The organism is uncultured Paraglaciecola sp., assembly GCF_913058035.1.
GTDB lineage: Bacteria > Pseudomonadota > Gammaproteobacteria > Enterobacterales > Alteromonadaceae > Paraglaciecola.
Genome location: NZ_CAJXPA010000012.1, coordinates 1 through 18,218, shown reverse-complemented (window position 1 = coordinate 18,218; position 18,218 = coordinate 1). Strand labels below are relative to the sequence as shown.

The window sequence follows — 18,218 nt, the reverse complement described above, 5'->3', positions numbered from 1 at the left end:
CTATTCAGCTCATACGTTTGTCAGCAAAATATAATAGTACGATGTCGATTCTTTCTTAAAGGATGTAGAGCCAAACATCAAGCTCGGTCTAGCTTGAAAATGAAAACACACGCACCGATTCACCCTTATTTATTTGAGTTTTGTACAGCGACAATGGTTCAGGACGTTGTTACTTTGGGTCCCATTGATGGTCAGCACTTCTTACCGTGAATATTCGTTCTTTAACACGTGATTTTTCTTCATCACGTCAGGCAACGCCTGATGCTGCATCAAACTCAAACTCAAACTCAAACTCAAACACATCTAAAGCTCGTCACAAAGTTTATTGCGAGATACACCCATTTATCGAAACCCTCAAGTGGTATTTTCATGAAAATAGTAAAGGGGACTTTATCTGGAGCAAACGCCTTCTGTGCTTTATGCCGCATCATCGTGGAGTCTTTACCAATCGAGTAAAACATACACGGGCTTTCAAAACTCGCAGCGACTTCTCGCATAATGTAAATTGCTTCTGCTTCTAACGCTTTAAGTGAGGCATACAATTACTTTACTCATACAATGTTCACAAAAATGAATAATTGAATCAACGAGAAGCGCAAATGATGTCTTTGATAAGTCGTTATATATGCAGTGGTTACTCAGTTTTTTTGATTAGACGAGTCTTATTAAATGTCACCTTAGCTAAATGACTAATCTCGTCTTCTTTTTCATGTTTGTTCCTCTGATAAAAAGTGCTGGTCCTTTTTCTTAATGTATACCATCAAAAGAGATTTTTATGTTTTCAATCAATTGATATACTCATATTTAATGATAAATCGAGATTTTTTGTTGATGTATTCTGAGTCCCAAATTAGTCAAAATGTCCGTTATGGTGAAATAGTCAAAAGTGACTTTAGGCCACCTTGGTGGGCAAAAAATAGACATGTACAAACCATCTTCCCGCGTTTTATACAAAAACGAGCCAAGCTTGATTACCGTAAGGAAAAATTAGTTTTACCTGATGGCGATTTTGTTAATTTAATCTGGGCTGGTGATGTAAAAAAATCCTCGGGCATTATTGCTTTGTTTCATGGTTTAGAAGGTTCTATTCGTTCACATTATATCAACGATATGGCGGCAAACTTCGTCAGACAAGGTTATGCCGTTGTATTGATGCATTTTCGTGGCTGTGGCGGTGAGCATAATGCTACACCTAGAGCCTACCACTCAGGTGAGACTCAGGATGCTTGGTACTTTTTGAATTGGCTTGAGCATAAATTCCCTGAAACGCGTAAAGCAGCGATGGGTTTCTCTCTTGGCGCTAACATGTTACTTAAACTCCTGAGTGAACAACCTAAACAACAAATCGTAAAAGCAGCAATGGCTGTGTCTACACCGTTCAACTTGGCTTTGTGTGCAATTAGTATTAACCAAGGATTTTCGAGGGTTTATCAAGCTTACTTGCTAAAAAGTATGGTTAGCAATCTGCTGATTAAGATGCGCAATATGGATTACAGTAAGTTAATAAAAGTGTCGGAATCACAGATCAAACAATTTAGAGACTTTCGAGATTTTGATCAACATATCACAGCGCCATTACACGGTTTTGAGGATGCTGATGATTATTATCAAAAATGTAGTTCACAACACTTTATTAAAGGTATCGCCACGCCCACTTTAGTTATACACGCCAAAGATGATCCTTTTATGCACAGCAGCATAGTGCCTGATGCCGTTCTTTTATCACCGAGTGTATGCCTCGAAGTAAGTGAGAAAGGTGGACATGTAGGTTTTATGCAAGGTACACCATGGCGACCCAAGATTTGGATGCAACAAAGAGCAAATACCTTCTTTAAGCCGTTCATCGCTTACAATTCTGAACACTTATCTACTGTTGAGCTAAAATGATTATACCTATTACAGATTTGACCGAAGAAACCTTAATGAACATTATTGAGGGCTTTGTACTCCGTGAAGGCACCGAGTACGGTGAGGCTGATGTATCGCTGGCGGATAAAGTACAGCAAGTATCTGCACAGTTAGCGATAGGTGATGTGCTTCTAGTTTATTCTGAACTGCATGAAACTGTGAATATCATCCCTAAGCAACAGCTAGGGGATTTTGAATTGTCAGAGGCTCAACAGCAACTGTAATTAGTAATTTTAGTGAGCCAAGAATACTAAGTTAAAGTTGACCGGCACTGTTAGCACAACACTATTATGTCCTGCTAGCTTTTGTAATATTATAATCCCAGAAGTTAACCCAAAATAAGCGGTAAATATTTATACTGGCTGGGTGCTAATAGCGCCTATGCCATTGTCAGTTTTATGTGCGACCTGAACAGTTACATTAATAGTTTTTCTGATACCCATAACACTTAATTCGGCTGGAAGTATTATCGATATCGAGCGGCCTTTTGCATGTGATAACACACTATCTGGTAACTAGGCAGATAAATTAGCAGAAGGCAATGTATCCACCAAAAACAACTCTTCTCGCGAACGTGCATCACGTATTCCGATACTTGAATCAATACTGGCTAGACTAATTTCAACCTGTAATTTCCTCTCAGGGTTGAATGCATCTTTAGGGTCTTAAATTATTGAACTTCACTGATATGTTAATTTTTAGTCGACACAATACTTCACTTGTCCTCAACTAACATCCAATGTGCGTTAGCCGTGTAACAAAACAAGGTCGAAGTAATCAAAATTGTGCGAAGTAATAAATATTTCATAGTTAACTCAATTAGGTAAAAATTTTGATGTTAGACAGATTGATTGTTGTTACCAAATTCGCATTTAACAATATTTTGCCAATCAACATTCTGATCGCCCATAATAAAAAAATCTGGATTAATCACACTTGTACGCATGTTGTAGCTTAGAGGAGAAAAATCATGTGCCAAAATTTTACCTCCTGCTTCGACTACTATGCATTGTGATGCACCTGTATCCCATTCTCCTGTTATACCAAAACGTAAAAATATATCCGCTCTGCCCTCAGCGATAAAGCAAGCTTTAAGTGAACAGCTGCCAGCAGGTAAGGTTTGATAAACACGTTCCCCACTCAAACTCGATATGACTTTTTCGCGAGGTTGTCTGCGACTAATCGCAATAATTAATGGATCTTCGTTAGGTGCTTTTAAACTTCGGACATAGATTTGTTTGTTCTCAACTGGGCATTCCTTAAATGCACCATGGCCTTTTAACGCAGAATACAATGTTTCACCTGTGGGCCAGTAGATTACACCTAGAATAGGCTGATTATTTTCTATCAGTGCGATATTAATAGCAAAATCACCACTGCGAGCAATAAATTCTTGAGTGCCATCAATCGGGTCGATAAGCCAATATCGTGTCCAAGTTTGACGCATTTCTAACGACCCTATTTCAGTCTCTTCAGACATAATGGGAATGTCTGGTGTTGCTTTTTGCAACATCAGCATAATAATTTCATTGGCTTTGAAGTCAGCTGACGTGACAGGTGAATTATCTTCTTTTTGAAAACTAGTAAAATCACCACTGTCGTAAATTTCTAATACTACTTTACCAGCCATAATCGCCGTTTTTTTTGCTATATCTAAAAGTTGTTGGGCATCTTTAGTTGGCATTAGCGTGACTTTTTCCATTTCTCAGCAAGTAACAAGGCAGCAATACATCTTGCCTCTATAAAATCATCTTTAGCCAACAGCGCGTCTATATTCTGAATTGACCATTTAATTACTTCTAAAGGTTCAGGCTCATCACCTGGCAATAACTCTGGGTATAAATCTTCGGCAACAAAGATGGTCATTTTGGCATCAAAAAAAGCCGGTGCCATACTGACATTCTGTAGTAGACGTAATGTTTTGGTTCCAAAACCAATTTCTTCTTTTAGTTCCCTATTAGCCGCTACTTCCGCCGTTTCACCTGGGTCAATCAACCCTTTAGGAAAGCCCAGTTCGTAAGTGTGGGTTCCTGCTGCGTATTCTCTTATTAACAAAAATTCGTCATCATTGATAAACGGCACTACCATAACGGCCCCATTGCCGCTACCAGCCATGCGCTCAAAAGCACGCGTTTCCCCATTTGAAAATTCTAAATCGACTTGTTCGATTTTAAACAGTCCGCTTTTTGCAACTATTTTGCGAGAATGGATTTGTGGGAGTAATTTTTTATTGTCTATGTTGTTCATGTATTTTTCACGTTAATATAACCGCCGATATCGTCTTTTTAAAAGTAAGATTAACTTTATATAACTTAAATTAGATGAATTTCTTTATAGACCAAATATACCTGTTAAATAGAGGACATGCTACTTGTCAAAGCTTGCTTGGAAAAATATTCACACTGTGTTGCTCGATATGGATGGCACCTTACTAGACTTGCACTTCGACAATCATTTCTGGTTAGAACATGTGCCTAAAAGATTATCTGAAAAACATAGCATTTCACTACAAGCTGCCAAAGATATTATGGCTGTTGAAACTCAGCAGGTAATGGGTACTTTAAGCTGGTATTGTTTGGATTTCTGGGCTGAAAAACTGGACATCGATATTATTGAGGCCAAGCGCGAGATTGAGCATTTAATCAGTATTCGCGAAGACAGTTTACCTTTTATAGACGCCTTAAAAGCCTCAGGGCGTGATGTGATTTTGGTGACTAATGCGCACCCTGACAGCTTGTCGTTAAAAGTGGAACATACTCAATTAAATAACCACATTGACCAACTAATATCGACTCACGAATTTTCTGTCACCAAAGAATCACAAGTTTTATGGCAAAGGCTTCAAGCAAAACTTGGTTTTAACCCGGAACACACACTTTTTGTGGATGACAGTTTAGGTATATTAAAAGCTGCTCAAGATTTTGGTATTAAACATTTGTTGGCAGTGAGCAACCCTGATAGCCGTCAACCAGCTAGAAAGATTAGTGAATTTCCATCAATACAGGACTATCGTTTTTTGTTGGATGAGATCGTAGCGAACCCGTTTGTTAATTAATCTAAACTTATAATAAAGTGGTTAAACTAAACGTCCAGTAAAACAACTGAATCTCATAAAGGATCCAGATGAGGATAAACTGTTTAAAACTTAATCGGATAATAACCATCGGCATCCGCTTTACCAAAAAACTGTGCAGCTTGATGCACTTCTCTGGGTAAGCTAGCTTCAGGTTTAAAGCGGCCCTCGATAGTAAATTTCATATTAGCAGGAATTGTGGTTTTTGCGGTTAAGCCAAATCTGTTGGGTTGTTTAACATTCAATATAATACTGTTATTTTCACAACTTAAATCTGCATCGAAACTACCTAACTCTATAATGCCTGTTACACCAGTAAAATTTGCATTTAACCATTGGCCATTGCCACTAAACGTTTGGCAACCTGCTTTGTAATCCACCTTGTTTAATTGCACTTTAAAACGTCCATCAGCTTGAATGGGAATAGGCAAAGGAAGTAGGCTTATGGCTAAGTTTGCGGGAACATAAGCCAACAAATCTTCTGACTGAAAGCGTTGCCCAGAAAAACTAATGTGACCAGAAACAGAGATTTGTTCCACATCGCGTAAATTACCTACTTTGATATCAGCGCTGATTTCCTTTAGTAACAGAGGGAGAAACGACAGGGACCAATTTATGTCATTAACAGGTAACCCATTTATTTGAGCTCTTTGTGCATGACCGTTCCAAATAGTGCCAGATATGACGCTTATATTGATGCCTTCAGGTAATTGAATTTTTGATAATACTTGGACTGCAGGTAATTTAACGATCAAAAATATAAAATAAACAACAAGGCATAGTGAACCCCATTTCAGCACTGACTTCATAACTTTCCTAATTTTAAGCGACGAATTTTAACTTGCCCAGGTAAACCAGATTCTGCAATATCAATATCTAATATACTTATGCCTGTTTTTTCAAGTGATTGTAACCAGCTCAATACGTCATTAAAGGGTGCTTGGTCTATCCATACCTGTAATTCTTCACCCTGGGGCTGCATTCTTGATATAGCAATTTTCATACGGTTAGCAGATTGACTCACTACTTGAGTAAGAGAGCCTGAAAACGAAGTTTTACTATCGCCACCACTACGAAGTTGTAACGCTCGATTAGCATTTTTTTGTACCCAAGTCAGTAATTCTGTTTGATGTTTAACCGCTGTTTTATCTCGATCTAGTGACGTGTTTAATGGTGACCAGATACCCCAATAAAATATGGCTACTAATACCAAAATTGCTGAAATAGTGACTAAGCGTTGTTCACGTTCACTTAGCTGTAAAAACATACTTTTGAGTTTTTCCATATTAACTCCTTATCAACAATGTGCCGATTACTTGATTATCTTTTTGGTTGATAGAGCCTTGCTCAACAGTAAACCCCTGGGCTTCTGCTTGGCGTTTAAATTTGTCTAAGGCGTCGTAATTACTTGCGATTGCTTGAATACGCAGCTCTGCACGACTACTGTCAAAACGCATGGTCTGCGGCCTGACATCTGATTCTTCAAATGCAGGTCTAAGCTGACTCAGCATAATTAACATCGACGCGCCTCCACCACTTGTCTCAAGGGCTTTCATTTGACGACCCATGGTAGTCCTGAGATCACGATATGCACCAGCATTAGGAAATGCCCGCTTATACTCGCTTTTTACCTGTAATTTTAAAGAAGTAAGTTGGTTAACTAGTTGATTCTGCTCTAGGCTTTTATCAATGAGACTGGTAAACAAAGCAACAACAGCCAGTACCGCTGCTAATCGCCATTTTTTCCATTGGCCAGCGACCTTATTGTTAATTTTGTACTCACCTTGTAATAAGTTGAATTTCGCTGATGCGACTCCTTGAGCCAACACTTTCATCGGTAACTCAAGAGGCATCACTGATATATCAAGGTGCTTTAGATCAGCTAAATCCATACCAGAATAATCATTTATCGAAGGTGTTTGTGCTGTTTGCTTAGTATATTGTCGCGCAATATGATTAATAGCTTGTATTAGCCAGCCTCTCTCACCCTGTAAACCTGCCCATTCGTCTTTACGAACCAACATTTGTTGACCCAGTTCTAAGACAGACCATGCGCTCTTATCTACTAATGGCAATGCTAAAACATCAGGAATCAGTTGCTCGCATGTCAAACCTGCGTCTGCGATTATTTTCAACCAACTTTGTAGTTTTGCTTTGTTTACTATGGCTACAGCTTGGTTATTACCTTCTTTGGGGCCGAGGGCAAAAAATTGTTGTGAAATATCGCCACTTATTTCTTCTTCCAAGATAAATGGGATCGCAGCTAAGGCTTTACGCCCAGCCTTAGCTGGCAACTCAACCCACTTGAGCAACACATCACTGGTTGGCACCAAGGCACAGATTGGTCTTCTACCAGCCCTATCCGCCAAGGTAGCTAATTGTGTTGCATCGGGTAGCTCACCAGAAGCAATGATTTCGTTTTGTTGGCTAGACCACACAATCCAATGAATCGATTCATCTGGATTAGCACCTAGGCGTATTACTAACTGTTCCATAAGGTTTTTGTACCTTTTTGGTTGTTATGGTTTAAAAACGCTTCTTTGTTAAAAGCCATTTCATTAAAAAAAGCCCGTCAAAAACCAGCTTATTAAAAAATAGTTAATCAAGAACCACTAAATTCACGCCTAATAACGGTGACATTGTTACTGGCGTCGACTTTAAATAAGCTTTGCATAACGAATGTAGAATTATTGTACTTGGTTTTAGTGTGTAAAATAAAATGTGAAGTTTTTACATCAAACCATGTTTTTTGTTCAGCAGATAATGTTAAAGCTTGAATACTAGGTTCGCTCAAAAACTCTTGCGTTGTTTGAAAGCCTTTTTCACCTCGAGTGGCAAGTACTGATCTAGCTCCAGATAAATCCAGCCCAGTAGCAGCTGAGATAACAGCAGCATTTTTTTCGCTTACAGTGTTTACATTAATTTTAAATAAATTGTCATTGGGTAGTACACACACCAGTGTCAGTAATTCTCTTAGCCAAGGAACTTCAACACCATTAACCATTCGTAACTCTGACTTATGAACCATAAAATTATTAGCGGCGACATATGGAAATTGACGACTTTCGTATTCGCTATCTTCTGCACCTAGTTGTGTTGGGTTGTTGTCTTCGTCTAACCAGTCAACTAACGAGTCGCGAAGAATATCGATATTATAGCTTGATATTTCAGGTTCTATACTTCTCAGTAAGCGTTCAAAAGCGGTTTTTTTTTCGATTAACGTGAGACTGTTATTCGCATTAGGGATGTTATTATTAACGGATGGTTGAGTCACCTTTAAAGCGTTTAGGTTAAAGCAGCTTTGCATATCGATTAGTTGCGCTTGTATGCCACCACCTTGTATTGGATAGATAAACTCTTGATTCCACGGTTGTTCTAGATGAATGACTTCACCATCTTCATCCATTAGTTGTTTGATGGATTTTCGCGCGTACTGCTCAGCTCCCATCGCATACCAGTAAGCTTGATTATTTTCTTTTATGTTAGATGCGCGCTTAATCTGTAATTGTAAACGCCCGCCCATTTCTGTGGCTAGCACGCTAACAATAGCCACAATTAACAAGACTATTATTAAGGCAACACCTTGTTGATTTTGCTTGGATTGATTCATCAGCCATTAGCCAGCATAAATTCGCGGCGAATTTCACCAAAGGTTTTACTCACTATGGTAATGGATATTGCTATTGGTAATGTAGAACTTGAATAGGCTTCATCCCATTCTTCTGGCTCTTCTAGCTGCTCAGCTTTTGTTAAAAAGCTGACTCGAAAATCTTCAATACCAAATAATAAGACTTTTACTTTGGGTTCGTAGCCAATCACGTTATCTACATAATTGCCGTATAAACGTTGAAGTTGTTGTTCTTGTATACGGTAACCAACCGCTTGCAAGGAACTACGAGGTAGTAACATCTGTGGGTTATGCCATCCAATGCGAACAAAACCAAGACCATCTGCATCACTGTCAAATACGTCTTCACCTCCAGAGATTACGGTATCCACGGGGTCTCCGTTAATTCGCACAGCACGAGGTACGATCTGCAAAATATCACGCTCTATGGTCAGCATTGCTCTTTGTAACTCTTCTAACCTTTCAAAACGTTCAGAAGACAGTTGGTCACTGTTAATTACCGATGTAAGTACACCAGTGCTTGCCAAACCAATCACAGTAAAGATTGCCATGGCAACCAATATTTCTATCAAAGTAAAACCATAGTTTTGCTTATTGAGTTGGCGGTTCATGACTTAGTTTGCTTAGCAATAAAGGTGCTTGCGGAGCTCACTGTATCTTCATATTGGTCGTCTAGCCCAACAGAAACTTCTACTTGTACCATGTCTGAGTCGTTCGTTTTATTTACCCTTTGTTGCCAATACCACCTTCGACCAGCTAATTCTTGCTCGCCTTTTAAGTTGTTTTTGATTGGCCAAGTGTTATCAATGTGTAGTTGAGTAAGACGATTATTGATAACCCATGTAGCAAATGTAATTTCTTCAATTTGTCCAACACCTGTCAGATGGTCGCTAGCAGCCTTCATAATAGCTGTGCCTGTCAAAGCGAAAATAAACAGAGCAACCAGTACTTCGAGCAATGTCATGCCTGACACGAATTGGAATTTCTTTTTATTCAAGTTTCTAGGGGGCATCTAAAGGCCCTTCGGTCGTTAGAGGTATACTATCTTGTCCATTAACTCGGAAATAAGTGGGTAGTTCATTACTAAACTCTGGTTCATAAGCTAATGTCATAGAAAACGGGGTGATTTCGCCACTAGAAAAAATAAAAATCTGTGGAGGTTTAATTTTTTTCTCCTCCTCGTTCCCTATCTCTACCCCATCTCTGGACACTGTCAATTTTTCGTCAAATATGTCGCTGCTGATTAGGTTGTTATCAGTCTCCCAAGGTAGGCCTGTTAAAAATAATTCCAAACTGAAAAATTCTGGTAGTTGATGCTCAGCGAAGGTGTCATCGAATTCAAGCTTTTGCCATTCTTGAGTTTCATCAAGGTACATAAAATAATAGCTGTTGTTGTTATCTTCGACTCTTAAACCCAACTGCCTTTGGTTTAGTACGGCGTAATCTGAGGCCATATTAAATACCACCTGTAAACGTAGAGTTTGTTTTTTGAGTATGTCTCGACCGTTTTCGCCATTATAGCTGAGTACCACTGCACCTGTCGCCAATCCCATAATAAGTAATACCAGCATCACCTCAAGTAGAGTAAAACCAGTACATTTAGAGAATGTTGAGCGGTGAGATTTCATTCTAACGGGTCATCAATCTAATTAGTTCAAATAGTCGTTTAGATTCCAGTTACCAATGTCATCTTCGGTACCTGGCTGCCCATCTGGGCCATTAGAAAAAATGTCAATTTGACCAAGTTCACCTGGACTTAGTAACTGGTATGGATTATTCCAAGGGTCATTTGGTAGACGCGTGATATAGCCGTTTGTTCTGTAATTGCGCGGTATGGGGTCAACTGTAGGCTCACTGACCAAAGCTTCCAAACCTTGTTCTGACGTGGGAAATACATTGTTACTAAGTTTATACTGAGTCAATGCATTTTCTAGGCTTTGAATATCAATGGCAGCTGTCTTTAACTGTGCTTCCTCCTGACTACCTAAAATTTGTGGTGCAATCATACCAGCCATAATGCCGATTATAAGCAATACCACCATAACTTCTATTAGGGTGAATCCCTTAATTCTGCTCTTATTTTTTTTTGTAGAATCATGTCGTTTCATTAGATATTCACCATAGAGTTTAAAGCCATAATAGGTTGTAGGATCGCTAGTACAATAAATAGTACAACAGTTGCCATAGTCACGATTAAAATTGGTTCGAATACTTTTAGTGATACGCCTACTAAAGACTCAAATTGTCTGTCTTGATTGTCCGCTGCGCGACCCAGCATTTGTTGTAATTCACCACTACGTTCACCTGATGCGATCATATGCATCATCATCGGTGGAAACACTTTTGTTTGTTCAAGTGATGCTCGCAAACTTGAGCCTTCTTTTACAAAACCTGCAGCAGTATTGACCGCTGCTCTTATCTGTAAATTTTCAAGTACTTCACTGGCAATACGCATACTTTCTAACAGTGGTACAGCGCTTGAAGTTAAAATGCTTAATGTGCGAGCAAATCTTGCGGTGTTCATACCCCGTGATAATTTACCAACAAGAGGTAAAACGAGAATCAGTTTATGATAACGTTTTTTCATGACAGGCTTTTGCAACACGCGATTAATTATGACAAACACTATCACTATCAAAATGCCTAGCGCTAATCCATAGGCTTGTAAAAATTCACTGACATCAATCAATATCTGAGTGATTGTAGGAAGATCTTGGCCCATATTCTGAAACTGACCAACAATTTTGGGTACTACAACGGTCAACAGTAATATGATTATAGCGAATGCAAAAAACATCATAATGCTAGGATAAACCATGGCCTGTGTTATTTGACTCTTAGTCTGTTGACGCTTTTCGGTGTAATCAGCTAGGCGATTCAGTACTGTATCAAGGTGACCAGATTTTTCACCTGCGGCTACCATAGCGCGAAACAAATCATCAAATATATGGGGGAATTCGGCCATGGCGTCAGCTAATGTGTGACCTTCAACTACCTTGCTACGTACTGCCATCATCATATTTTTTTGGCGCGATTTTTCGCATTGTTCTGCAACCGCAAACAAGGCCTCTTCGATAGGCAATGAAGCTTCAACCAGCGTTGATAGCTGACGAGTCAGAAGCGATAAATCTGAAACTGAAATGGTATTTTTAAATACATTGAATCCGGCTTGTGACTTACGCTCTTTTTCAGCTACTTGGTCAACTTGCATGGGTATTAGCCCTTTTTCGCGCAATTGTTGACGTATTTGCCTTGGGTTATCGCCCTCTAGAACACCATTTTTGTTTTTGCCACTTTTGTCCATGGCTTGATATGCATAAGCAGCCATTTAATCTTCCTTTGTCACTCGCAACACTTCTTCAAGTGAGGTAATACCTAACAATACTTTGCCACAGCCATCATCACGAATACTTGGTGTGTTTTGTCGAATATACTTTTCAATCGCTTGCTCACCATGGCCAGTATGGATCAGTTCTCGTATGCCCTCGTCGACCACTAATAACTCATGAATACCCGTTCTGCCTCTGTAACCAGTTTGATTACAAGCAGCGCAGCCCTTGGGTGAGTAAGTAGAGTGATTAGATATATTGGCTATTTTTATACCTAACACCACACATTCTTGTTCGCTCGGTATATGTGGGGTTTTACAATCTGGGCATAAAGTACGAACCAATCGTTGGGACAAAACTGCCAACAAACTAGAAGATAATAAGAAAGGTTCGATGCCCATATCTTCCAAGCGGGTGATGGCACCTGCTGCAGTGTTGGTGTGTAAAGTTGACATCACTAAGTGACCAGTCAAACTGGCTTGCACACTGATTTTTGCCGTTTCTAAATCACGAATTTCACCGACCATGACGACATCAGGATCTTGACGTAATATCGCCCTCAGCCCACGTGCAAAAGTCATATCGACCTTAGTATTAACCTGTGTCTGACCGATGCCCTGCAAGTCAAATTCAATCGGATCTTCAACCGTTAAAATATTGCGGTCTTTTGAATTAATTTCACTTAGGCCCGCATACAAGGTTGTCGATTTACCTGAACCTGTTGGGCCTGTGACTAAGATAATACCGTGAGGTTTATGCACTAATGTAGAAAAGAAACCACGATTGGTTTTGGTCATGCCTAAGTCTTGCAAATTTAGGCGTACGTTATTTTTATCAAGTAAACGTAATACTACACGTTCGCCATGGCTGGAAGGCATGGTAGATACCCTCACGTCAACTGCTCTACCTGCAATACGCAAGGTAATACGGCCATCCTGAGGCACACGTTTTTCGGCGATGTCCATTTTAGACATCACTTTGATGCGGGATACCAACATCGAGGCCATTTTACGGTTTGGACGTAAAATTTCACGTAACACCCCGTCTACTCTAAAACGCACTAAAAGCTGGGTTTCGAAGGTTTCGATATGAATATCTGACGCGCCTTCCTTGATAGCTTCCCCCAACATGGCGTTGATGAGCTTGATAATGGGTGCGTCATCTTCGCTTTCTAATAAGTCTTCGGTGTTGGGTAAATCTTCTGCGAGACTAAATAAATCACTTTCATTGCCTATGTCTTCCATTAACTGCTTAGCTGCGGATGAATCACGTTGGAAAGCATTGGTTAAAAGGGACTCAAACTTATCAAATTCAATTTCTTTAAGTCTAAATTCAGCACCTAAAAAACGTCTAACTTCAGCAAACACATGAAATTTAGTATCTTGTGTATGATACAAAATAGCCGGTTTTTCGCCTGTATCCAGTAATACTTGATGACGTTTAGCGAAGCTAAAAGCCAATTGTTTGTGCTCGGGCTCGTCAACAGGCATATCTAGATCAGTGCCTGACTCTATCAATGCTTGTTCTTCAGCATCCACAGCGCTTAGGTGGGCAGCTGGCATGACTAGTCGCTATCCTTATCTTGGTCTTTTTTCATAATATAGTCTTCAAATGACGGTGGTAAGCTAAGTTTGTCATCCCACTTTGGTAAAGTCGGCCCTTCAATATTTGGCATCAATGGAATGCCATCGGCTTGGCGTTTCAATTGTTGTGCTCGAATATATTGATACTTCTTATGACTAATTTCATTCATGGTTACGCCATCACGTATAATGGTGGGGCGAATAAACACCATTAAATTACGCTTGCTTACACTAGTCGATGTTGACTTAAATAAGTTTCCCAGAATCGGGATATCTCCTAATATAGGAACCTTAGAGACACTTTCTTGTACCGCATCATCGATTAATCCACCCAATACTATCGTGCCGCCATCGTCTACGATGACAGAGGTTTTAATTTCACGTTTATTAATAATAACATCAACTGACGTTGCACCGCTTACGCTTGACACTTCTTGCTCAATCAGCAGTTGCACCGCGTCACCCTCATTAATTTGTGGGGTCACCTTTAACTTTATGCCTACTTCTTGACGGTCGACGGACTGAAAAGGATTAGAGTTACTTGAACCTGTTGTTGAACCAGTAATAATGGGCACTTCTTGACCCACTATAAAAAAGGCTTCCTCATTATCCATAGTAGTAAGGTGAGGAGTAGCGAGAAGATTCGAATTAGTATCAGTACTGACTGCCTGAAGTACAGCGCCCCAGCCATCTTTTACGCCACCAAGTAAAAGGCCATTAACGCCACCAAGCAAAGAAGCTAAGCTAGACAAATCACCGAGTTGAGATTTTTCAGTAGGTACGACGACCGTATCACCATTAGAAGTAGTAGTAATGGAATCTACAAGTACTTTGTCTTGTGCTTGATTAACACCAACGGCGAGCGAACCTATGCCTACTACACCATTATTAAATTGTGTACCACCACCTCTTTCATTGGCCCATTGCACACCTAATGTGGTGCCATCACCTTCAAATACTTCTACAATAATAGCTTCTACTAACACTTGCGCGCGGCGCACATCTAGCTGACGTATTACTTCTTCGAGCGAGCGCATCATATCTGGTTCAGCCGTTATGACTAATGCGTTTGAATCTTGGTGAGAGTCAATGCTGACTTCACGGCTAGAAGATTGACGACTTTTCGTTGCCCCTTTTTCTTCTGCTTGGATACTGGCACTGACACCTTGTAATACTTTCACTAAATCTTCTGATTTTGCGTAATTTAAAAATATGACTCGGGTATTACCACTGGTCTCTAATTCAGAGTCCATTCGCTCAACTAAATTAATCAAACGTTTACGAGCCTTTACGTCACCACTGACAATAATGCTATTCGTTCTATCATCGGCCACAACTCTCGGATCCGATTTGCCACCTGAGTTCGACTTGCCTTGAGATTTATTGACACTATCAATAATACGTACTAGCTCGGTGGCAGAAGCATATTTTAATTTAATAATTTCAACTTCTTCGTCGCCTGCTTTGTCGACACGTTCAATTATCTCAACTAACCGATTAACCACGGCAGCACGACCTGTAAGCATCATTACGTTGGATGCATCGTGGCTGACTACATTACCACCACCGGCTGTATCGTTAAGTTGGCGTAATAGTGGGGCAAGCTCTCGCACAGGTACATTATATACTGGCATAACCCTAGTGATCATCTCATCACCATCAAAAGGACTACCTTCGACCACTGGTATATTCGAAGACTTGGCATCTTTGGATCGTATTACCTTAACTACACCACTGGACATTGTGACTGCCGAATAGCCATAAACTTGCAGCACGTTTAAAAAAAACTGGTAATACTGCTCTTCGCTTAATAAATCATAACTACGTACAGTTATTTTACCTCGAACATTAGGATCAACTATGATGGTCTTCTTAAGATTTTTACCCACTACATTGATGAATTCACTGATTTCAGTGTTTTTAAAATTCGGAGAGTAGTCCGCTGCAGCCACTAGGCTTGAGACAGCAAAAAAAGCACTACCAATAGTTAGGAATAATCCTTGTAATACATTGGAGCGATTGCGTATAAACATCATATTTCTGGTTCCTCTTCCCCTTGGGGCAGATCAAGGTAAATAGTAATAAGCTCATCTTCGCGTTGTACAGACATTTGCAAAGATTGCAGTTCTTTGAGCATATTCATAGCTTCTAAGGCTTGCTGCATATCGGTTAAATCTAAGCCATTTATATCAGTGATTACATCACCAGACTTTAGCCCCGCCGCTTTGAATAAAGTGGGCTTTTTACCAGGGCTAACGCGATATCCCACTAATTCACCATTAGGTCGATGGGGAGATACGGCAATATAATCGATGAAACTGGCTGGTTGGTCTTGTAATTCCCTACTAGCTTGAATTGCATCGCTAGATAGTGTTTGTCGAAGATCTAGGTCTTGGTTACTAGACTGTATGCTCATTTCCGGTGTTTGACTCAATTCGCTAGTGTTTTTATTGTAATCGACACCATCTAACATTAATGTCTCATTAGAAGAGCCATTTTTAATGATGACTCTGTCGGCATAAACCTCTTTTAGTGAGACGCTAGTGCCTTCAATTTTTTCACCAATTCCGTAAGTTTGTTGTTGGTTTCGGTTCTCAATTATTGCAGCTCCTTGATCTTTGACAGAACTGGCAACGACACCCGTTAAAGTCAAATTTAATCGTGTAACAGGTGCATCTGTCGCTTTTGTCTCTTCCATCGGAGCAGCATCAAAATCACCAAATAAATTGAGCCGCTTTATATCAGCAAGATTTAATCTGCTATTAGAATCTTCTGGTGAAACTGATTGGCTAATAGAAATATTTTCTAAACTACTACTAGGATCAGGTTGAGGCCACAAACGCCAGGTGAGTTCTGCAGCGTAAGAAAGCAGAAAAAAAGCCAACATTACTACTACCAACAAATTAATTTTTTGTTGGTTTTTGACTAGTTGGAGCCATAAATGATTAGCGGTATGATTAACGACGGTCATTGTCTCTCGATAAGGGTTTCAAAGCTTAGCACGTTAATGATAACTAGTCGGGGCTTCTGGGACAACATTAATCCACCTTAGTTACAAAAAAATACAATTTTTCTTGCTAACAAAATTATAAACAAAATTACAAACAAAGAGTTAGGCTTATGCAAAAAAATCCTGTTGAAAGTAAAAGTGTACGCTTAGATAAGTGGCTTTGGGCGGCTCGTTTTTATAAAACCCGTTCCATAGCTAGAGATGCTGTGCAATCTGGTAAAGTACAATATAACGAGCAACGCAGTAAAGCTGGAAAAATAGTAGAATTGGGGGCTAATATAAAAGTACCTCAAGGTTTTGACCTAAAAGAAGTGGTGGTGTTGCAAGTAAAAGAACAGCGTCTAGGTGCTCCACTTGCGCAATTAATGTACGAGGAAACTCTAGCTAGCGAAACGCTTCGCGCAAGTAATGCAGAAGCACGAAGATTAAGCGCTTTTCACAGCCCAAAACCTGACGGTCGTCCAGATAAAAAACAACGCCGTCAAATTATTCAATTTAAACATCAGTAATACTCAAGGTAACAAGGTAGACAACATGGTATTTGACCAACTTCATCGATATTTATTTAACCAAGGCAACGTAAGGGGTGAAATGGTACGTTTGGAAAAAAGTTTCCAGGCCATTTTAGACTCCTATCCTTATCCACCTGTTATCCAACAGCTTCTGGGTGAGCTGATGGCTGCTGCCAGTTTGCTGACTGCGACATTAAAGTTTGAAGGTGATATCGCTATTCAAATTCAAGGCGAAGGGCCGCTCAGTTATGCCGTTATCAATGGTACTCACAATCAGCAGTTAAGAGGTGTCGCAAGATGGGATGAGGAGCTTGAATTTTTGCCCAATACATTTAGCGAGTTGGTCAAAAAAGGAGTACTGGTGATCACCATATCTCCTAAAAAAGGTGAACGTTACCAGGGTATGGTAGCGCTAGATAAACCCACCTTAGCGGGTTGCATTGAAGGATATTTTCAACAATCAGAACAGCTAGCAACAAAAGTAATATTACGGACCCAACTGATAGATAAACAAGCTAAAGCTTGCGGCATGCTTTTACAAGTATTGCCTACTAGTAGTCAAGCTACAGATAAAGCTGACACAGCTTTCGAACATTTGAGTGCTTTGACGGATACCATTAAAGATGAAGAGTTATTCGAGCTAGCGGCTGAAGATATTTTGCATCGTCTATATCATCAAGAAGAACTTGAATTATACCCTGCAACCAACGTTGTATTTAAGTGTGGCTGTAGCAAAGACCGCAGCGCTAAGGCTCTGACTGCAGTGAGTAAGGTGGAGTTACTTGATATAGTTGCTAAAGATGGTGCTATAAAAATGAATTGCCAATACTGTCACTCTGAATTTAGCTTTGATGCAATTGATGTAGAAAGTATTCATGCTGGAACGTTTAATATTTCAGCGGGACGAGCATAAATAAATGTTTAACAATCGATGATAAAATTTAATTTGGGTTTAGACCAGTACCTGCATAATTAAGGAAAGTTGGGTGTCTATTGAAAAAATCGTGTATTTGATAATTTCACAAGCTGCATTTTAAATTTTATTATGACAATTGCGAAGGAATATTGTATTTATTGGTATTAGGCTGAGTGTTTATTTCAAATAAATGAAGCCTAAAGCTTAAAGCCTAATTTATCATGTTATTTCTGTCAGTTATCGTGGCTTGGCCATCGTA

The 18,218-nt window shown here is 39.7% G+C and carries 19 protein-coding genes; 5 read left to right on the top strand and 14 right to left on the bottom strand.

All coding sequences use genetic code 11. The annotated features are described in order from the left end of the window. Positions 1-831 precede the first annotated feature (831 nt). Both QZ562_RS03105 and QZ562_RS03100 read left to right on the top strand, forming a co-directional pair. Positions 832-1,887, top strand: coding sequence for a hydrolase (locus QZ562_RS03105; RefSeq protein WP_293756793.1), 1,056 nt, complete (start codon positions 832-834; stop codon positions 1,885-1,887). Next, complete coding sequence (locus tag QZ562_RS03100) at positions 1,884-2,132, top strand: YheU family protein (RefSeq protein WP_293756790.1); 249 nt, start codon at positions 1,884-1,886, stop codon at positions 2,130-2,132. Before QZ562_RS03105 ends, QZ562_RS03100 begins: the two co-directional genes overlap by 4 nt. 614 nt (positions 2,133-2,746) lie before the next feature. Here QZ562_RS03100 and cysQ read toward each other — a convergent pair. Together cysQ and nudE are read right to left on the bottom strand one after the other, a co-directional pair. Further along, a complete protein-coding gene (gene cysQ, locus QZ562_RS03095) occupies positions 2,747-3,592 on the bottom strand; it encodes a 3'(2'),5'-bisphosphate nucleotidase CysQ (RefSeq protein ID WP_293756788.1) in 846 nt (281 codons plus the stop codon). Continuing rightward, on the bottom strand, positions 3,592-4,155 hold the full coding sequence (gene nudE, locus QZ562_RS03090) for an ADP compounds hydrolase NudE (protein ID WP_293756785.1): 564 nt from the start codon (positions 4,153-4,155) through the stop codon (positions 3,592-3,594). Before nudE ends, cysQ begins: the two co-directional genes overlap by 1 nt. 124 nt (positions 4,156-4,279) lie before the next feature. On the opposite strand from nudE, the gene yrfG reads away from it, so the two are divergent. Further along, positions 4,280-4,963 (top strand): GMP/IMP nucleotidase, encoded by a 684-nt coding sequence (yrfG, locus tag QZ562_RS03085; protein WP_293756782.1) that lies wholly within the window; start codon positions 4,280-4,282, stop codon positions 4,961-4,963. A gap of 83 nt (positions 4,964-5,046) precedes the next feature. Here the strand turns inward: yrfG and QZ562_RS03080 are convergent, their stop codons facing one another. The 12 genes from QZ562_RS03080 to gspC all read right to left on the bottom strand — a co-directional run bounded on the left by QZ562_RS03080 (position 5,047) and on the right by gspC (position 16,492). Continuing rightward, positions 5,047-5,790 carry a type II secretion system protein N gene (locus QZ562_RS03080; protein ID WP_293756779.1) on the bottom strand — a complete coding sequence of 248 codons (744 nt, stop codon included), beginning with the start codon at positions 5,788-5,790 and terminating at the stop codon, positions 5,047-5,049. Beyond that, positions 5,787-6,266 (bottom strand): type II secretion system protein M, encoded by a 480-nt coding sequence (locus tag QZ562_RS03075; RefSeq protein ID WP_293756776.1) that lies wholly within the window; start codon positions 6,264-6,266, stop codon positions 5,787-5,789. The genes QZ562_RS03080 and QZ562_RS03075 overlap by 4 nt, the downstream gene beginning before the upstream one ends. A 1-nt stretch (position 6,267) precedes the next feature. Continuing rightward, complete coding sequence (gene gspL / locus QZ562_RS03070) at positions 6,268-7,476, bottom strand: type II secretion system protein GspL (protein WP_293756773.1); 1,209 nt, start codon at positions 7,474-7,476, stop codon at positions 6,268-6,270. 107 nt (positions 7,477-7,583) lie between these two features. Then, the gene (gene gspK, locus QZ562_RS03065) at positions 7,584-8,591 is read right to left on the bottom strand and encodes a type II secretion system minor pseudopilin GspK (RefSeq protein ID WP_293756770.1); all 1,008 of its coding nucleotides are present in this window, start codon (positions 8,589-8,591) and stop codon (positions 7,584-7,586) included. Continuing rightward, entirely contained in the window at positions 8,591-9,220 is a 630-nt protein-coding gene (gene gspJ / locus QZ562_RS03060) for a type II secretion system minor pseudopilin GspJ (protein ID WP_293756768.1), read from the bottom strand. Before gspJ ends, gspK begins: the two co-directional genes overlap by 1 nt. Further along, the gene (gene gspI / locus QZ562_RS03055; RefSeq protein WP_293756766.1) at positions 9,217-9,621 is read right to left on the bottom strand and encodes a type II secretion system minor pseudopilin GspI; all 405 of its coding nucleotides are present in this window, start codon (positions 9,619-9,621) and stop codon (positions 9,217-9,219) included. The genes gspJ and gspI overlap by 4 nt, the downstream gene beginning before the upstream one ends. Next, positions 9,611-10,237, bottom strand: coding sequence for a type II secretion system minor pseudopilin GspH (gene gspH, locus QZ562_RS03050; protein WP_293756764.1), 627 nt, complete (start codon positions 10,235-10,237; stop codon positions 9,611-9,613). The genes gspI and gspH overlap by 11 nt, the downstream gene beginning before the upstream one ends. 21 nt (positions 10,238-10,258) lie before the next feature. Further along, positions 10,259-10,717, bottom strand: a complete 459-nt coding sequence (gene gspG / locus QZ562_RS03045) for a type II secretion system major pseudopilin GspG (protein WP_293756762.1) — start codon at positions 10,715-10,717, stop codon at positions 10,259-10,261. Next, a complete protein-coding gene (gene gspF / locus QZ562_RS03040; RefSeq protein WP_293756759.1) occupies positions 10,717-11,937 on the bottom strand; it encodes a type II secretion system inner membrane protein GspF in 1,221 nt (406 codons plus the stop codon). Before gspF ends, gspG begins: the two co-directional genes overlap by 1 nt. Then, positions 11,938-13,500, bottom strand: coding sequence for a type II secretion system ATPase GspE (gspE, locus tag QZ562_RS03035; protein ID WP_293756756.1), 1,563 nt, complete (start codon positions 13,498-13,500; stop codon positions 11,938-11,940). It abuts the gene before it with no gap. Positions 13,501-13,502: 2 nt separating this feature from the next. Continuing rightward, positions 13,503-15,557 (bottom strand): type II secretion system secretin GspD, encoded by a 2,055-nt coding sequence (gspD, locus tag QZ562_RS03030; protein WP_293756753.1) that lies wholly within the window; start codon positions 15,555-15,557, stop codon positions 13,503-13,505. Then, positions 15,554-16,492 (bottom strand): type II secretion system protein GspC, encoded by a 939-nt coding sequence (gene gspC, locus QZ562_RS03025; protein ID WP_293756750.1) that lies wholly within the window; start codon positions 16,490-16,492, stop codon positions 15,554-15,556. Before gspC ends, gspD begins: the two co-directional genes overlap by 4 nt. Before the next feature lie 149 nt (positions 16,493-16,641). On the opposite strand from gspC, the gene QZ562_RS03020 reads away from it, so the two are divergent. Both QZ562_RS03020 and hslO read left to right on the top strand, forming a co-directional pair. After that, positions 16,642-17,040 carry a S4 domain-containing protein gene (locus QZ562_RS03020; RefSeq protein WP_293756747.1) on the top strand — a complete coding sequence of 133 codons (399 nt, stop codon included), beginning with the start codon at positions 16,642-16,644 and terminating at the stop codon, positions 17,038-17,040. Between the two features lie 25 nt (positions 17,041-17,065). After that, positions 17,066-17,956, top strand: coding sequence for an Hsp33 family molecular chaperone HslO (gene hslO / locus QZ562_RS03015; protein WP_293756745.1), 891 nt, complete (start codon positions 17,066-17,068; stop codon positions 17,954-17,956). Positions 17,957-18,218 lie beyond the last annotated feature (262 nt).

What these genes read in the sequence shown, in the direction of transcription:
- QZ562_RS03105 (WP_293756793.1), top strand. Translation starts at nt 832, where the DNA reads ATGTATTCTGAGTCCCAAATTAGTCAAAATGTCCGTTATGGTGAAATA.
- QZ562_RS03100 (WP_293756790.1), top strand. Translation starts at nt 1,884, where the DNA reads ATGATTATACCTATTACAGATTTGACCGAAGAAACCTTAATGAACATT.
- cysQ (WP_293756788.1), bottom strand. Translation starts at nt 3,592, where the DNA reads ATGCCAACTAAAGATGCCCAACAACTTTTAGATATAGCAAAAAAAACG.
- nudE (WP_293756785.1), bottom strand. Translation starts at nt 4,155, where the DNA reads ATGAACAACATAGACAATAAAAAATTACTCCCACAAATCCATTCTCGC.
- QZ562_RS03080 (WP_293756779.1), bottom strand. Translation starts at nt 5,790, where the DNA reads ATGAAGTCAGTGCTGAAATGGGGTTCACTATGCCTTGTTGTTTATTTT.
- QZ562_RS03075 (WP_293756776.1), bottom strand. Translation starts at nt 6,266, where the DNA reads ATGGAAAAACTCAAAAGTATGTTTTTACAGCTAAGTGAACGTGAACAA.
- gspL (WP_293756773.1), bottom strand. Translation starts at nt 7,476, where the DNA reads ATGGAACAGTTAGTAATACGCCTAGGTGCTAATCCAGATGAATCGATT.
- gspK (WP_293756770.1), bottom strand. Translation starts at nt 8,591, where the DNA reads ATGAATCAATCCAAGCAAAATCAACAAGGTGTTGCCTTAATAATAGTC.
- gspJ (WP_293756768.1), bottom strand. Translation starts at nt 9,220, where the DNA reads ATGAACCGCCAACTCAATAAGCAAAACTATGGTTTTACTTTGATAGAA.
- gspI (WP_293756766.1), bottom strand. Translation starts at nt 9,621, where the DNA reads ATGCCCCCTAGAAACTTGAATAAAAAGAAATTCCAATTCGTGTCAGGC.
- gspH (WP_293756764.1), bottom strand. Translation starts at nt 10,237, where the DNA reads ATGAAATCTCACCGCTCAACATTCTCTAAATGTACTGGTTTTACTCTA.
- gspG (WP_293756762.1), bottom strand. Translation starts at nt 10,717, where the DNA reads ATGAAACGACATGATTCTACAAAAAAAAATAAGAGCAGAATTAAGGGA.
- gspF (WP_293756759.1), bottom strand. Translation starts at nt 11,937, where the DNA reads ATGGCTGCTTATGCATATCAAGCCATGGACAAAAGTGGCAAAAACAAA.
- gspE (WP_293756756.1), bottom strand. Translation starts at nt 13,500, where the DNA reads ATGCCAGCTGCCCACCTAAGCGCTGTGGATGCTGAAGAACAAGCATTG.
- gspD (WP_293756753.1), bottom strand. Translation starts at nt 15,557, where the DNA reads ATGATGTTTATACGCAATCGCTCCAATGTATTACAAGGATTATTCCTA.
- gspC (WP_293756750.1), bottom strand. Translation starts at nt 16,492, where the DNA reads ATGACCGTCGTTAATCATACCGCTAATCATTTATGGCTCCAACTAGTC.
- QZ562_RS03020 (WP_293756747.1), top strand. Translation starts at nt 16,642, where the DNA reads ATGCAAAAAAATCCTGTTGAAAGTAAAAGTGTACGCTTAGATAAGTGG.
- hslO (WP_293756745.1), top strand. Translation starts at nt 17,066, where the DNA reads ATGGTATTTGACCAACTTCATCGATATTTATTTAACCAAGGCAACGTA.